At 42.4% G+C, this 14,472-nt stretch carries 14 protein-coding genes; 4 read left to right on the forward strand and 10 right to left on the reverse strand.

What is annotated here, in order from left to right:
* Positions 1–174: 174 nt before the first annotated feature.
* Together NI468_RS04395 and NI468_RS04400 are read right to left on the reverse strand one after the other, a co-directional pair.
* The gene (locus NI468_RS04395) at positions 175–996 is read right to left on the reverse strand and encodes a protein kinase domain-containing protein (protein ID WP_213687139.1); all 822 of its coding nucleotides are present in this window, start codon (positions 994–996) and stop codon (positions 175–177) included.
* On the reverse strand, positions 983–2,494 hold the full coding sequence (locus NI468_RS04400; protein ID WP_005246731.1) for a DUF3336 domain-containing protein: 1,512 nt from the start codon (positions 2,492–2,494) through the stop codon (positions 983–985). The genes NI468_RS04395 and NI468_RS04400 overlap by 14 nt, the downstream gene beginning before the upstream one ends.
* Positions 2,495–2,682: 188 nt before the next feature.
* Here NI468_RS04400 and NI468_RS04405 point away from each other — a divergent pair, with 188 nt between their 5' ends.
* Positions 2,683–3,555 (forward strand): ATP-binding protein, encoded by an 873-nt coding sequence (locus NI468_RS04405; protein ID WP_005246732.1) that lies wholly within the window; start codon positions 2,683–2,685, stop codon positions 3,553–3,555.
* Positions 3,545–3,958, forward strand: a complete 414-nt coding sequence (locus NI468_RS04410) for a DUF6176 family protein (protein WP_253100198.1) — start codon at positions 3,545–3,547, stop codon at positions 3,956–3,958. The genes NI468_RS04405 and NI468_RS04410 overlap by 11 nt, the downstream gene beginning before the upstream one ends.
* A gap of 99 nt (positions 3,959–4,057) precedes the next feature.
* On the opposite strand, the gene NI468_RS04415 is transcribed toward NI468_RS04410, so the two are convergent.
* The 3 genes from NI468_RS04415 to tsaD form a co-directional block, all read right to left on the reverse strand.
* A complete protein-coding gene (locus NI468_RS04415) occupies positions 4,058–5,104 on the reverse strand; it encodes a hypothetical protein (RefSeq protein ID WP_253100201.1) in 1,047 nt (348 codons plus the stop codon).
* A 488-nt stretch (positions 5,105–5,592) separates the two neighbouring features.
* On the reverse strand, positions 5,593–6,552 hold the full coding sequence (locus NI468_RS04420) for a sensor domain-containing diguanylate cyclase (protein ID WP_004646617.1): 960 nt from the start codon (positions 6,550–6,552) through the stop codon (positions 5,593–5,595).
* Positions 6,553–6,755: 203 nt separating this feature from the next.
* The gene (gene tsaD, locus NI468_RS04425; RefSeq protein ID WP_004280030.1) at positions 6,756–7,772 is read right to left on the reverse strand and encodes a tRNA (adenosine(37)-N6)-threonylcarbamoyltransferase complex transferase subunit TsaD; all 1,017 of its coding nucleotides are present in this window, start codon (positions 7,770–7,772) and stop codon (positions 6,756–6,758) included.
* A 147-nt stretch (positions 7,773–7,919) separates the two neighbouring features.
* Here tsaD and rpsU point away from each other — a divergent pair, with 147 nt between their 5' ends.
* Together rpsU and NI468_RS04435 are read left to right on the forward strand one after the other, a co-directional pair.
* Complete coding sequence (gene rpsU, locus NI468_RS04430; protein WP_001136722.1) at positions 7,920–8,135, forward strand: 30S ribosomal protein S21; 216 nt, start codon at positions 7,920–7,922, stop codon at positions 8,133–8,135.
* Positions 8,136–8,168: 33 nt separating this feature from the next.
* The gene (locus NI468_RS04435; protein ID WP_004280076.1) at positions 8,169–8,615 is read left to right on the forward strand and encodes a GatB/YqeY domain-containing protein; all 447 of its coding nucleotides are present in this window, start codon (positions 8,169–8,171) and stop codon (positions 8,613–8,615) included.
* A 72-nt stretch (positions 8,616–8,687) separates the two neighbouring features.
* Here the strand turns inward: NI468_RS04435 and NI468_RS04440 are convergent, their stop codons facing one another.
* The 5 genes from NI468_RS04440 to NI468_RS04460 form a co-directional block, all read right to left on the reverse strand.
* The gene (locus NI468_RS04440) at positions 8,688–9,047 is read right to left on the reverse strand and encodes a hypothetical protein (RefSeq protein ID WP_253100204.1); all 360 of its coding nucleotides are present in this window, start codon (positions 9,045–9,047) and stop codon (positions 8,688–8,690) included.
* Positions 9,048–9,154: 107 nt separating this feature from the next.
* Positions 9,155–10,597 carry a M48 family metalloprotease gene (locus tag NI468_RS04445; protein WP_224216353.1) on the reverse strand — a complete coding sequence of 481 codons (1,443 nt, stop codon included), beginning with the start codon at positions 10,595–10,597 and terminating at the stop codon, positions 9,155–9,157.
* Between the two features lie 116 nt (positions 10,598–10,713).
* Positions 10,714–11,679, reverse strand: coding sequence for a 2-hydroxyacid dehydrogenase (locus NI468_RS04450; RefSeq protein ID WP_253100207.1), 966 nt, complete (start codon positions 11,677–11,679; stop codon positions 10,714–10,716).
* 22 nt (positions 11,680–11,701) lie between these two features.
* Positions 11,702–12,343: a hypothetical protein gene (locus NI468_RS04455; RefSeq protein WP_253100210.1), complete on the reverse strand. Its 642-nt coding sequence runs from the start codon at positions 12,341–12,343 to the stop codon at positions 11,702–11,704.
* 204 nt (positions 12,344–12,547) lie between these two features.
* A complete protein-coding gene (locus NI468_RS04460; protein WP_253100212.1) occupies positions 12,548–14,437 on the reverse strand; it encodes a M48 family metalloprotease in 1,890 nt (629 codons plus the stop codon).
* Positions 14,438–14,472: the final 35 nt, after the last annotated feature.

Below are 14,472 nucleotides of genomic sequence, written 5' to 3' on the forward strand. Positions count from 1 at the left end.
TCGAACTCTCACACCTCGCGGCGCTGGAACCTAAATCCAGTGCGTCTACCAATTTCGCCACGTCCCCAATGGCTGTGTATATTATAGAGATCATTTCCAGCTGACAAGCCGTTTATCATAAAAAAACACTCGTTTGATTAAATAAGAAACAATTCAAGTTTTATTGTATTTTTCTCATTCAATTTCAGTCATTAAGTAGTCTTTCACAGCTTGAAAATCGGCCAATCTATGCTGCTTCTGCTTACTTAACATTTCTTCTAATAAGCCTTGAAAAGCCTGTAAGTGCTGCGGCAACTCAACTTTCAGACGCTGACAATGCAAAAAGGCCCAATCCAGATAATCTGTCGCCTGTAAACGCTGACCACTCAACCACTCATAAAAAATAACACCCAAAGCATAAACTTCACTTTGTAGGCTCTTGGCTTGGCCTTGGAACAGTTCCGGCGCCATATAACGCGGTGTCGCATTCAGTTCATGCAGGTCATTCTGATGGAGTATTTGGACATGCTCAAAATCAAGCAGGCAGACCCTGCCCTGATTATTTACAAAATGTTCCTGCTTTAAATCGGCATGCAAATAACCCAATTCTTGCAGGCAGATTAAAGGCTCCACAGCTTGCAGCAAATGTTGCCGAATTTGCGTGATGGATTGCTGATGCGGCATGATCTGAAAATGCGCCGGCGCATCGACCAGAATTAAGGCCTGCTCAAATTGTTCATGATTGATCTTGAAAGGCTGTTGAATAATTTGATGTGGAAGGAAAAAATTTAGATCACCTGAGCTGGCATGAGCCTGATAAAAATCCAGCTCATGTTGCCAGCCTAGTTCAGCATGTGGAGATGATATTAAACTATCAGATCTATGCGATATCTGGGTTTTTAGCCAGAGCGCATTTCCCTTGGCATAATAAAGACGCCGACCAAAACCCAGACTACGGGCTTTGGTTCGTAGTTCAAAATCAGAAATATCGAGATGATCTAAATTAAGTCGTGGCAATGTATTCAGGTATTGGATTAAGTGTATGCTGATAATTTAGCAGCTCCAGACAATGCTGAATAGTTTTCCCGACCCGTTCCTGAGTCTCAATAAGGGAAATTTTCGGCCATGTGGCACGCTCGCCTTCACGCTGTAAAATTTTAAATAGATATGGCCGCGGATTTTGCAACATATAGCTATAGTGGCGCAGGCTATATTTACCGACAATATTCACATCACCATAATAACGCTGATCCACCACACCATATCCATGATCCAGCAGACGGCGTACAGGAGGTAAGCTTCCGGCATGCTCTCGGGCAAAATCCATCATTCCTTTGGTAATCACCGCGCCCTGACGGCGAACAATTCGTTGTGGCCAACTCAAAGTACCTTTACGGAAACGTGAAATATCATCCTGCATGAATGGCACGATATGCGGGTTGGTCTGACTGGCAATGGTATAATTAATATTATACAGGCGTGCCATTTTCTCCTGCGGAAAATCACTGCGCACGCTGCCATCCACCCAGCGGGTTGAACCCATATAAGGCGTATATTGACCATCATAGCGCTTACTGGTCAAACGAACCGGTGGAAACAGAACCGGCACCGCACAAGACGCCAGTACCGCACTCCAGACCAGCAAATCCGGAGAAGTATAGGCATTTAAAATGCGTGCATCCTGTCCAGCATCATAAGGTGCAACCGCAATATTGATATGCAGACCTGAGGTTTTGAGTGCTTCTTCGAAGGTCAGATCACCCAGATTTTCGACCAGAAATTTTTTTAGATATTTTACATCCGCCAGACCACCATTACCTTTCATCAATTCACTCATGGTGCGGAAATGAAAAGCCTCATGAAAGAAATTATGGCCTTTCAAAATATCAATATATTGCGAAGGTTTGGATACACCTAACATGGCGGTCATGATGGCACCCGCACTTGAACCGGACATTACCTTCGGCAACAAGTCCTGCTCCATTAAGGCTTTGCATACACCAGTATGAAACAGACCCAGCGTCGAACCACCGGAAAACATCAGGGCTGGCTGGCCATAGGCGCGCTGACAATGCTGAAAATATTCGATTTTTTCTTCCATACTGAGACAGGTACAGTCTATTGAAGCAATATAGGCTAAGCCTTGGCTGACTTCTTCGACATAATCTTCAATAATTCTTTTAGTGCCCACATAGGCTTCGGTAAACAGTAGAGGATGGGCAATGTTGGCAATATCGTAGCTCAGGCCTTCGCGCAAAATATACATCAGGTCACGGGTGCGCTTTTGTTGTCGATAGCGTCGTAATTTACCCAGACGATGTGCAATCACTTCTGCATCAAAGTAGGGTGAACTGTTATCAAATTTCCATTCCTGTGCACCTGATTCTTCATCTATTTTCAGGGCAATATATTTCCATTCCTCATAGGACTCAGCCTGTTGCAGCTGCTGCTTGAGCTTTTTAATACGATAGGCCTGATGTGGATTAATATCCTGAGTAAAATCTTTAAACAGCATCTGCCTTTTCCCTATATTTATTCTTGATACAGCTCGTACCCAGAGCCAGAAAATGTGTACAAATTTTCTATCCTCTACAATAACGAAAATTCTCTACTTTAAGCAAATTATCATACTTTTCCGGCTTTGACTGTGAATTTTGCAATGCTACTATCTTAGGCATAATTTCAAATCTGTAATGTTAAATCATGGCGAAAATTGAGTTACCTGAGCATATTTTAAATACCCTTTCGACTGTTCTGCAGCAACTTCAGCAAAGTCTGCCCGAACTGAAACAAATTCCTGATTTTTCTGCCCATGCCTATAAGTGGCAACAGGGTGAACTCAAACCGATTCATCAACTTAGACAGATGGAACTGGCCGATTTAAAAGGGATTGAGCGACAAAAAGAAAAAGTCATCCAGAACACGTTGCAGTTTTTAAACGGCTTACCTGCCAATGATGTCTTACTGACCGGTTCACGCGGTACGGGTAAATCCTCCATTGTTCGTGCCCTACTCACCGAGTATGCAGATCAAGGGTTACGATTAATTGAAATCGAACGGGATGATTTATCCGATCTGCCTCAAATTCAGCAACTCATTGCAGAGCGTCCAGAGAAGTTTATTGTCTACTGTGATGATCTGGCCTTTAATGCCGAAGATGAAAATTATCGCAGTTTAAAGAGTGTTCTGGATGGTTCTTTACAGTCCGGTTCCAGCAATTTTGTGATTTATGCGACCAGTAACCGTCGTCATTTATTACCCGAATTCATGCATGAAAATACGCCCGTTACCCGAGTTGATGTGCCGCAATATACTGAATTACATCCTCAGGAAGCGATTGAAGAAAAAATTTCACTGTCTGACCGCTTTGGTTTATGGCTGTCTTTCTATCCAATGGATCAGAACCTGTATTTGGAAATTGTCGAACATTACCTCAAAAAGGCAGGCATGGAACTCACGCCAGAAACCCGTGCTGAAGCCCTACGCTGGTGTCAGGCACGCGGTCAACGTTCAGGACGTGCTGCCTATCAGTTTTCCAAACACTGGATTGGTTCAACCCAACTAAATGCCTCTTAACAACTTAAAAGCGACCGGTTCAGGTCGCTTTTTTCATATAAATCATTTATATAATGATGATATTCAAAAGAAAATTAAAATTATGGATGTCGGCGCAGTTCTCATTCAACTTAAGCCCTTACACATGCAGCAAGTTCATGACTGGCAGCGTACTTTGAAAGCACGTCAAGACGAAGTAATTGAAACGCTTAAGGCTGAACAGGTTCATGTCGAGTCCTGGTTTTATCTGCAACTTCATGGTCAGGACTATTTGATTGCATATATGCGCGCCGACAATATTCAAAAAGCGCAAAATATTGCAAAACTCAGTACTTTCCCAATTGACCAAGTGCATAAACAGTTTAAAACTTCATGGCAGGCGGTATATTCTGCTGAATTGTTATTGGATACTACAGCGACCTGATTTATTAGCACGGCTATTCAAAATAGTTTTATAATAAACATCACCCTGATCAATAATAAAAAAAGCCCCGGAAATACAGGGCTTTTTTGACATCTCTAATTATTTTTTATCCCCGATAATGGTAGACCACAGCAGGTCATCAATCTGACTGCCATTGAAATAAACAGTAGCCTTCAACGATTCAGGCTGGTTCTGTTTGACTTCAATCACCTGATCATAATTGTCATCAATTCTAAGCACGCCCTCTTTTGGCAAATGCTTATAGTTATTTAATACGGTTTCATCCATTTTAAATGGTGTCGTGGTATTAAAATCAAAACTGTAACGATAATCTGCCAGATCAGGCTGACCGATAATCGTACCACGACTGGTTAAGGTACGAATCCCATTACTGCCACTGCCATAATCATCGACTAAGCTGTAATTATAATTACGCACCTGCAGATATTCTTTGCTCTTTGTATCAAACGCGATTCCAGAAGTACCTGCCTGACCGGTCTCGACGATACGCTGGAATTCCAACTGATCGATTTGATAAGATTCGGATTGCCCCATGTTATTTTTGGTTTTACGATGCACAATTGTGCCAGAAATCAGGTAGTCGTCCTTGAGATTAAAATCTACATTTGAACCATAACGGACATTGCTAAAGCTTAAAGTCGTCGTGTCACCATTCACCGTCTGAGTAATGTTTGAGCCTTTACGGTAAGTTTTATCCAGAATAATACAGTTATCTTTATCTGTTTTTAATTTCAGGGTTTTGACCGAACCAGTGGTATTGACTTCCGAACAGATCAGATTTGGATATTTAATACTATTGATGCCCAAATTATAAATTTTGATAATACGTGCAGTACGCCCATAAGGATAATCTGCGAATACTTCTCCAATCATGTGACCTAGAGCAACATTATAGTCGGTATCATTACTGGTATTTCCGGAAATTTTATCGCGAATTTTCTTTACAATATCCTGATCTTCAAACGGGACAAACTCCTCTGAAAGCTCAGGGGAAATACTTTCCGTAGGAACATTTGGAGGTGTAGTGACAGTAGGACTGTCTGAGCTACTTCCCCCACCACCGCCACAAGCACTCATTAAACCCGAAACAAGAGCAAGTCCAAAGATAGAAATCTGCTTTTTCATAAAATTTATTCCCTAAAATTTCTTTGCATTTTTATTTGGTGATCACTAAAGATTGGCCTTCTCGAAACTGAACAGCTCAAATGCTATTTCTGCCGGTGATATTTTTTCTTGGCAGCCAGCTTTATCCTTCGATATCGCTTAATCTTTAAACAAAGAAATTTTTGGTTCTGTAATTTTAATGTATATTTCAAACAACAATTATCATAAGAAATGAAGTGCTTATTTGAATCTTGTTCCTTACCAGTGTCACTTTTCAATACAATTAAAGCGCATTTAATTAAATCAATTTACTTTGCAACAAAGCTTATAAAATTTGTAATTGTTAAGTTAAAGATGGATTGAATTTTCTTTTTATGGAGAATCATGTTCAACTTTTATACAGAGCCATGAAAGAGAATATTGAAAGATAGGATGACTTTAGAGCATATAAAATGATCATTTTTATGATATGAAATACTTAATTATTTACAGAAGATTTAAAGCGTCGATTATTTTAGATTGGTCACGGATTCACTGAATTTTTTCCGACGCTTATATTCAAACATGTTCTGATCCGCTTGTGCGAGCGCTGCAAATAAACCATGACCAGGATGACGCATCGCCATACCAATCGCTGCGCCAATGTTTGCTGCTGCAAAGGCATTAATTAAACGATCCACTAAACTTTCAGTACCCGTTTCATCATTTTCCACGCTAAGAATCACAAACTCATCACCACCCAAACGAGCAACAATATCATTGATCCGTACATTATCTCGTAATATTTGCGCTGCATTTTGAATCAGTTTGTCACCTTCATCATGACCTAAATTATCATTCACTTTTTTTAGGTCATTCAGGTCAATAAATAATACAGCGGCGGGATGACCATATTGCTTGCAACGCTCTTCTTCTGCTCGCAGCAGTTTTTCCCAAGCGCGACGATTATATAGCCCGGTCAATTCATCTTTACTGGCTTCTTCCTGCAATAATTCATGCTGTCTCATCTGCTCACTCTGACGTAATTCTGCCTGCAAGATCGAACTGAGTAATTGTCCCAACAACTCGACCAGTTGTATATCTTGCACAATAGCTTCTGATTTGGTTTCTGGATCAATCGCACAGAGCGTTCCAAACAAACTGCCATCTTCTTTAAGGAGTGGCTGACCAATATAAGATTTTATACAGACCTGCTGATTAATCGGCGCTGTGGCGTATAAAGGAATTTCTTCAGAGCGGGGGGCAATTCTCGGGGCCTTACCTGCGACCATATGAGAACAAAAAGAATCAGCCCACTGAAACACTTGACCGGGTCGTATATCATAACCATGATCTTCACTTTGCAGTACAATCCAGTCTTGGCCTTCTACCCGGGTGATCATCCATAAATTAAAGCCAAAATGCTGATGCAAAAACTTTAACACCGCCTCTCCAGCATCCTGAAAACTTTTGAAATTTATATTTTCCATTCGAGATTGCCTCTGCTGCAAACCTGTAAAAATATGCATGATATCAACTTAAGCTATTAAACTATTTTTCCGGTTTCAATAGAATATAAGAGCTCTAAATACAGCCATAAAACTATATATTTACAACATACCGTTGCTATAAGTTTTCATTTAAAATTCACAATAAAAAAGAGGCCTTAGCCTCTTTTTTTGAAGCCTGAAATCTATGCCTCTGTCGGATTAGTCAATTCCGTCATTGGCCAGCGTGGTGTGGTGGTCACCGCCAAGCCATCATGCTGCCCTGCTTTTAAACGCTGATAGCCCGCAAAAGCAATCATGGCACCATTGTCTGTACAGAGTGCAGGTTCAGCATAATAAACAGATGCACGGATCTTGGCTAAATCTGCTTCTAAACGCTCACGTAAACGCTTGTTGGCACTGACACCGCCCGCAATCACCAGACGTTTAAGCCCAGTTTGCTTCAGTGCTTTTACCGACTTTTTCACCAAAGTATCAACAATGGCTTCCTGAAAACTGGCAGCGATATCGGCATCACGATTTTCATCACCAAGTTTTTTCATCTGTACAGAAACAGCTGTTTTTAAACCACTGAATGAAAATTCTAGGCCTTGATGCAGCATTGGACGCGGGAATGCAAAGGCATTCGGGTCACCCTGCTCCGCCAGTTTGGAGATATTTGGACCACCTGGATACGGCAGACCCATCATCTTCGCGACTTTATCAAAGGCTTCGCCTGCCGCATCATCAATAGATTCACCCAAGAGTTCATACTGGCCAATGCCATAAGCTGCCATAAGTTGTGAATGCCCACCTGATACCAACAATGCAACAAATGGAAACTCAGGTGGAGTTTCTGACAACAAAGGTGCTAGCATATGACCTTCCATATGATGCACACCAATTGCGGGTTTATTCAATGCAAAGGCCAAAGTACGACCAAACAATGCACCTGTCATGAGTGCACCCATCAGACCCGGTCCGCGCGTATAAGCCACTGCATCAATCTCTGATTTTTTCACGCCGCTCTGTTCCAGCAGCTCATTGATAAGTGGAATCAATTTACGTACATGATCACGTGACGCCAGCTCTGGAACTACACCGCCATATTCTGCGTGCAGTTTAATCTGGCTATAAAGCACCTGTCCGCGCAAACCCAACTCGCTGTCATATAGCGCAAGTCCTGTTTCATCACACGACGTTTCCAAGCCTAAAACGATCATTAAACTGCCTATAACCTGTATCAATTCTATTGCAGCAACTATTATAGACTTGTGGTATGAGATGTAAATGAGTAAAATACTGACCTTCACTTGTGATTGAGGGCAATTCAGCCCGAGATCTTACCCTAACTGATATGAGGATTCTTCATGCCACAAGTTAAATTGAAAGAAGGCGAACCAGTAGACGTAGCTATCCGTCGTTTCAAACGTTCATGCGAAAAAGCGGGTGTTCTTGCTGACGTACGTAAGCGTGAATTCTACGAGAAACCAACTCAAGAACGTAAGCGCAAAAAAGCTGCTGCTGTTAAACGCTACCAAAAGAAATTGGCGCGTGAATCAGTACGTACGACTCGCCTTTACTAAGATTAATTTGTGATTGATTGCCTGGAATAAATAATGACGACTTTAAAAGACCAAATCACGGATGTTTTGAAAGCAACAATGCGTGCCAAAGAAATGTCCAAGCTGACGGTCATTCGCAGTCTACAGGCAGCAATTAAGCAAATCGAAGTCGATGAGCGCAAAGAACTTGACGACGCTCAGGTTCTTGCGGTCATTGAAAAACAAATTAAACAACGTAAAGAATCGGTTAAAGCCTTTGCAGGCGCTGGCCGAGATGATTTAGCTAGTAAGGAACAAGCCGAAATTGAGATTTTGTCTCAGTTTCTACCAGAAGCTATGACTGAGGAAGAACTTGATTCCATGATTGCGCAAGCTATTGCAGCGCAACAAGCTACTAGCATGAAAGATATGGGTAAGGTGATGAATTCTCTGCGTCCGCTCATAGCCGGGCGCGCCGATCCTGCACAAGTTTCCGCCAAAATCAAAGCGCAACTTGCTTAATCCCTACTCTCTAGCATTTTCTCTTTAACGTTGAACTGCCTTTAATCATCAAAGACAGTTCTTGACGTATTCTCATTGCAAATTACAATCGACCTGATAACGCTTGAGTAATTGCATCTCTTTAGACGATTTCACTTCTACAATTACATCCTGTTTACTCATATTTTGAAACTGACGATCCAGATAAGCACGATTCTGGTCAGCGGCCTGATATAAACGATCAACATAGCGTCCTACAATTCCACAAAATTTTGCATTCTGCTCAGGACTAAATCCCAGTTGCTGCGGATTTAACCCACTTAAAAATTGACGCGATTCCTTTTTATAATCTGCATTAATTCGCTCTATCGCTTCTATATATTCAACTGCACTCGCAGCAAAAATCCCATAACTCCACCCCAGTAGACACATACCCAATAGTATTTTTTTCATATTATGCTTCAGTTTGATTCACGCTGATCTTTCAAAAAGATTGTAGCCTGATTGAATATATTCTTGCTATATCATCCTGATACAAAAACTTAAAACCCAGTGCAACCTTAAATCTTGTATTGATGTGCCTGCTGCATCTGTTTCAGACGCTGGCGAATGGTGGACGATAAAGATTGATTGTTTTTCACGCTACGCTGGGCATGTAATAATGATTTGATGGCGGTTTCTTCATATCCCGACCAATATTCTACTTCTGCACGATAGCGCAGTACATTAGCAGCCTTGATCGGCGAATCTGGCTCTGCATTGGCAGCCACTTGCATCAGTCGCCAGCCACTCACATCACGTGAATTGGCATTTAAAAATCGCTGCACTAAAACTTTTGCTTTATCGGGTTGCTTGGCACGAATCAACACTTCTGCATATTTATAATTGAGCGCTCGATTCTCTGGCATGATCCGCGCTGCTGACGCTACACTTTTCAAAGCTGCATCAAGCTGGTTCTGGGCTAAATAAATATCAGTCTGGAATAAAACCTGTAAAGGATGCTTCTGGTTATGCTTTTTTGCTCGATCTAAAGTAGCCTGCGCGGCCTGAAAATCACTTTGCTGTATTTGATAGGCAGTTAAGGCAAGCTGGCCTGCAAAATTATTTTGCCGGTCCATCAGGATAAGCTGCTCTGCATTGGTCTGACCAGACAACACCCTGCTATACCACTTGATAATTTCAAAGTCTTGATCATTGAGATTACGTTTCACCGCAGGAAGCTGGTTGGCACGTAAACGCGCTTCACTCATACGCTCGGTGGTCAGCGGATGAGTAAACCAGAAATCCGGCAGAAAGCTTAATCGGCTGGTCGAGCGATGCATCACCTCAAAGAAATCTGCCATACTATGCGGGTTATAGCCGGAACGATACATATATTGCATACCAATCCGGTCTGCCTCACGTTCCTGATTACGACTATAAGTGAGCTGTTTATCCAGAAGTGCTGCCTGTGAACCCATCATGACCGCTGTGCCGACATCGCCATCTGCCTGAGAAGCGACCAAAGCACCGACGAGAATTCCGGCTAGCGCCAGTAAACCTTGCCCTTTAAAGGCATCCTGAGAGCGACTGTAATGACGTTGTGTGACATGTGCAATTTCATGCGCCATCACTCCTGCCACTTCATCCATGTTTCGGGCTGAATTAATCAGACCAGCATTAAGTGCAAAGAGGCCACCCGGTACGGCGAAAGCATTAATTTGGGGATCATTAATGACCAGCAAACCGATCGGCTGTTGCAATTGAGTCTGACTCAGGATATGAGAAAATACTGAAAGCAACTGATCTTCAAGCCATGGATTTTGCAGGACCGGCATTTGTTTATGCACTTCACGATAGACTTTTTCACCGATCATTTTTTCTTTTTGTTGATCGAGTAAGCCGACGCCTGTACCAATATCAGGCACAGAAAATTGTACATTTACTTGATTAAAATCATGGTTAGAGCCGTGCCCTGCTACCATATACAGACTTAAGCCACACGCCAGCGCCAATCGTTTCAATGAAAAATCTCTAATCCTGCCGATCTAATTTATCTTGAATATAGCATTGAACAATGAGCAGAGACGCAAGAAAATGTTATTTTTTAATACCATTTAAACGACGAATCAGATGCATTTTAAAATTCCGGATTGACCACATAACGGGGCACTCGTCCTTCCAAGGCATCAACAAGATTCTGATAAGCCAGTTCTGCCATTTTTTTACGGGTGGCTGCAGTGGCCGAACCCACATGTGGCAATGTAACCACATTATCCAACTGGAATAATTCCGATTCCTTTAACGGCTCTTTCTGATACACATCCAGACCGGCAGCAAAAACCTGCTTGGCTTTTAAAGCTGAAATTAATGCCTGTTCATCAATGACCGAGCCACGTGAAATATTGACCAATACTGCATGGGATTGCATTTTAGCCAATTCCGCTGTCGCAATCAGCGCCTTAGAATCCGCATTCAAATCTACTGCAACGACCACAAAGTCAGAACGCTGTAACAGTTCCTCAAGCTGGCAATATTTCGCATTCAACCCTTGAGCAAGTTCTGGTTTTTCCCGGCGATTATAATACAGAATATTCATATTAAAACCGTAAAAACCACGGCGTGCGATCGCAGCCCCAATATGGCCCAGACCAATAATTCCCAGGGTTTTTCCAAAAATATCCACACCAAATTGTGCTTCACCCACAGTACGCTGCCATTGCCCCTGCTTGGTCCATTGATCCAGATAAGCCACTTTGCGTGCCGCTGACATCAGTAAAGTAAAAGCAAGATCAGCTGTAGTTTCGGTCAGCACATGCGGTGTATGACTCAGATAGATTTTTCTTTCATTTAAATAATCCAGATCATAGTTGTCATAACCGACACTGACACTGGAGATAATTTTCAATCGGGTAGCACTGGCCAGATTATCGCGATTCAGCAAACGTCCTGCACCAATCATACCATCAGCATCCCGAACCTGCTGCAAAAGCTGTTGATTCACATCACCCAGCTTCGGTTGTATATAGCTCACCTGATAATTTTGTTCGAGCCTATTTTGAATATCAGCATCAATTTGACTAAATACAACCACTTTTTGTTTCATCTATTTTTATTCCACAGCAGAATTATTCCAGACTGGCAGACCTATTTTGCATAAACTGCCATAAACGTTTTTTTAGAATCGGCTGATCCAGCATCTCTTGCAGGGACGCTAACTGGATTGCTTTGATATTTGAAATGTGCGCTACCGGCCCCAAGAAAATAATATGTTTCTCTGTCCTCATCCCATCCAGAAATCCTTGAATATAGGATTCCACACCACGTCCATCCTGGACATTGGCCCAAGGAAATGGCCAGTTCAGCTCATGAAAATCACCCGAAACAGCACGCTGGATATTTGCCCATAAATTTAGGGTGGCTTCAGTCATTCCAGTTGCATCAATCACGATACTGCAATGTGTCAAACTTAAAGCCTGTAAACTGAATGGCGGGATGTGTACACTTTCACGAGGTTCCTGAACAGCTAAAACTTCAGGTATTGTAGGCGAGGTATCAGTCTTAAACGTGCCGAGCGACTCTGGTTCAGGAATCGGCAACTCCACCAGCGCCTCGACCGGATGATGCTGAGACAAGACAATCTCGGTATGAAATTCAGGTTCAGCCTGATCACGCCAGATCGAGACCTGATGCGGCTGACATGCGCTGTCCCCAGGAATCCAGAGATCGATTCCTAATGTTGCCAGTATGTCACGCTGATGCCCAATCATCTTTTCATCATCACCAATTTCAGGCTGAACATTTTAGCCGGATTGCCTGTGCTTTGCCGAACTTTTTCAGCTTTTCTTTTTTATCCTGATGGATTCTAGTACAAAGTTTAGCTGTCTGCTAAAAACCGTGCTTTTAATACACAATTAAACCATTCCTGCTGTTATAACAGATTCCGGCTAAAGCTGCGCGTTCTCATTTATTTTCTACAGAATGGTTAAACTGTTCTTCTTTAACATTTGCTGAACGACCTGTTCTGCCTCAAAACCCAAGCGCCAATACAACAGCTCTATCACGTCCAACTCATCCTGTGTCACGATACGATCACTCCACAAACAGGCCTCTGCAATACCTAAAATACTGAGGCGATCACGCAATAACAGCCCCGCAATATCATTCAGGATTTCTGCTAGATCAATCGGCTCATCAGAAATTTCATTATATAAGTCCAGTTCCTGAGCGGTCAGAATCCGGTTTAAAATCCGCTCCCGCACCTCAAGCTGGTTGCCGCTATTAATCTGCTGTACATGCAGCAAGGCGTCGATCAAACGCACAATCTGTGGCTTGACCTCATCGAGTGCTGTAGGCGTATGTGCAGGAAGCAAATTCAGTTCGTATTTCACACATTCCAGTAATAATGCATCCAACAGGCCAATTTCGCCATCTTCCTGAATAATCCCTGCCAGCTTCATCAAAAACTGGCGTGCAACAGTTGTCGGCATGCCACCAATATTGTTACAAGCTTGCTGGAAAATCGAGATATGCACCCGCCCGTCCAGATTGAGCAATGAATCTACAATGGCACGGCTAACTTCAGCCTCAGTCGGAATAAATTCACGATATTGACGGATCATTAAAATGGCGACCATCACTTCACGAGAACCAGTTGCGGTTTGTAATGCACGCTTAATCAGTTCCGGACGTGGCATCTTGAGCCGAAGTTCCGGATTCAGTGGTTTGATCGCATCTTTAATCGCAAAACTGATCGGAGACAGCCGCAATAATGGCAAAGGCTGTGGCGAGCTCCAGCTCATTGCAGTTTCAGGCACCACTTCTTCTAAAGAACGGAACAAACTAAACAAAGGCTGATTTTTGAGTTTTTTCAGATTCTCAAGCTGTAAGTCCTGAATCAAGGCAGGATTTAATTCATAAATCCGCTGATTGATATTGGGATGAATATTCAGCCAGTTTTGTGGGCTCAAGGAATTGGCAAAGCACATATGTGAAATGGATTCAGCATATTCACTATAAATCTGCGAGCCAGAATGATGCACATGGATTCTGAGTAAAGTCTGGATATTGGCATCATTTTGAATCAGGCGACGGGTCTTCCGATCATTTTTATAGGTTCGACCACCCAGTGAAATATATTTAATAAAACGGGAAATAAAAACACCCAAACTACCAATCAGCCAGATCACCGCACCGACTGCAACATAGAAAGTTTCAAACTTGTTTTCACGGGGACTACCCGCTCGATAAAAACCGGACTTGGCAATCTTACTGCCACACTGACTAAACGTGGTTAGACTGCTATACAGAATTTTCAAACGGGTATTTTCTGCAGCTTCACCAGAGAGGATTTTATTGAATTCATGGCTGAGCAAGCCATACAGCTCGACTTTATCCAGTGTTTGTATCGCACCCCAAGTTAGGATAATTGCGGTATCCCGCGGACTAAAACCCGCCGTCAGCGCATTGACACCGACTTCATCGGGCAGCACATATACTGCAGGAACATCAATCAGAAAAGTCTCTGCCAACTGTTGGTTAATGTGCAATGCAGCACTTTCTTCGGGAATACCGTCCATCGGACTCAACCGACGCGCACCCAACTGCTTCGCCAGTGAATAACCACCATTGCGAAAAATATAAAACTCGTAGATGACCGAGATCATCATGGCACATAACAGCAAAGCAATCAGATAAGGACTCAGCACATGCCAGAAGATTGACTGGCTAGGATCAGTATAAAAAACAAAGAGACCAACAACGGTATTAATAATAAAAATAGTCAACAGAATTGCAATCAGGCAAAAACTTACAGGCAGTACTATATTTTTGTTTTTTATAAAATCGTATCCTACGTTTCGCAATGCAGAATCCTAAAATGATGATTTTCAATGGGCTC

It is taken from the genome of Acinetobacter lwoffii, from assembly GCF_024129355.1.
GTDB lineage: Bacteria > Pseudomonadota > Gammaproteobacteria > Pseudomonadales > Moraxellaceae > Acinetobacter > Acinetobacter lwoffii_I.

What these genes read in the sequence shown, in the direction of transcription:
- NI468_RS04400 (WP_005246731.1), bottom strand. Translation starts at nt 2,494, where the DNA reads ATGCTGTTTAAAGATTTTACTCAGGATATTAATCCACATCAGGCCTAT.
- NI468_RS04405 (WP_005246732.1), top strand. Translation starts at nt 2,683, where the DNA reads ATGGCGAAAATTGAGTTACCTGAGCATATTTTAAATACCCTTTCGACT.
- NI468_RS04410 (WP_253100198.1), top strand. Translation starts at nt 3,545, where the DNA reads ATGCCTCTTAACAACTTAAAAGCGACCGGTTCAGGTCGCTTTTTTCAT.
- NI468_RS04415 (WP_253100201.1), bottom strand. Translation starts at nt 5,104, where the DNA reads ATGAAAAAGCAGATTTCTATCTTTGGACTTGCTCTTGTTTCGGGTTTA.
- NI468_RS04420 (WP_004646617.1), bottom strand. Translation starts at nt 6,552, where the DNA reads ATGGAAAATATAAATTTCAAAAGTTTTCAGGATGCTGGAGAGGCGGTG.
- tsaD (WP_004280030.1), bottom strand. Translation starts at nt 7,772, where the DNA reads ATGATCGTTTTAGGCTTGGAAACGTCGTGTGATGAAACAGGACTTGCG.
- rpsU (WP_001136722.1), top strand. Translation starts at nt 7,920, where the DNA reads ATGCCACAAGTTAAATTGAAAGAAGGCGAACCAGTAGACGTAGCTATC.
- NI468_RS04435 (WP_004280076.1), top strand. Translation starts at nt 8,169, where the DNA reads ATGACGACTTTAAAAGACCAAATCACGGATGTTTTGAAAGCAACAATG.
- NI468_RS04440 (WP_253100204.1), bottom strand. Translation starts at nt 9,047, where the DNA reads ATGAAAAAAATACTATTGGGTATGTGTCTACTGGGGTGGAGTTATGGG.
- NI468_RS04450 (WP_253100207.1), bottom strand. Translation starts at nt 11,679, where the DNA reads ATGAAACAAAAAGTGGTTGTATTTAGTCAAATTGATGCTGATATTCAA.
- NI468_RS04455 (WP_253100210.1), bottom strand. Translation starts at nt 12,343, where the DNA reads ATGATTGGGCATCAGCGTGACATACTGGCAACATTAGGAATCGATCTC.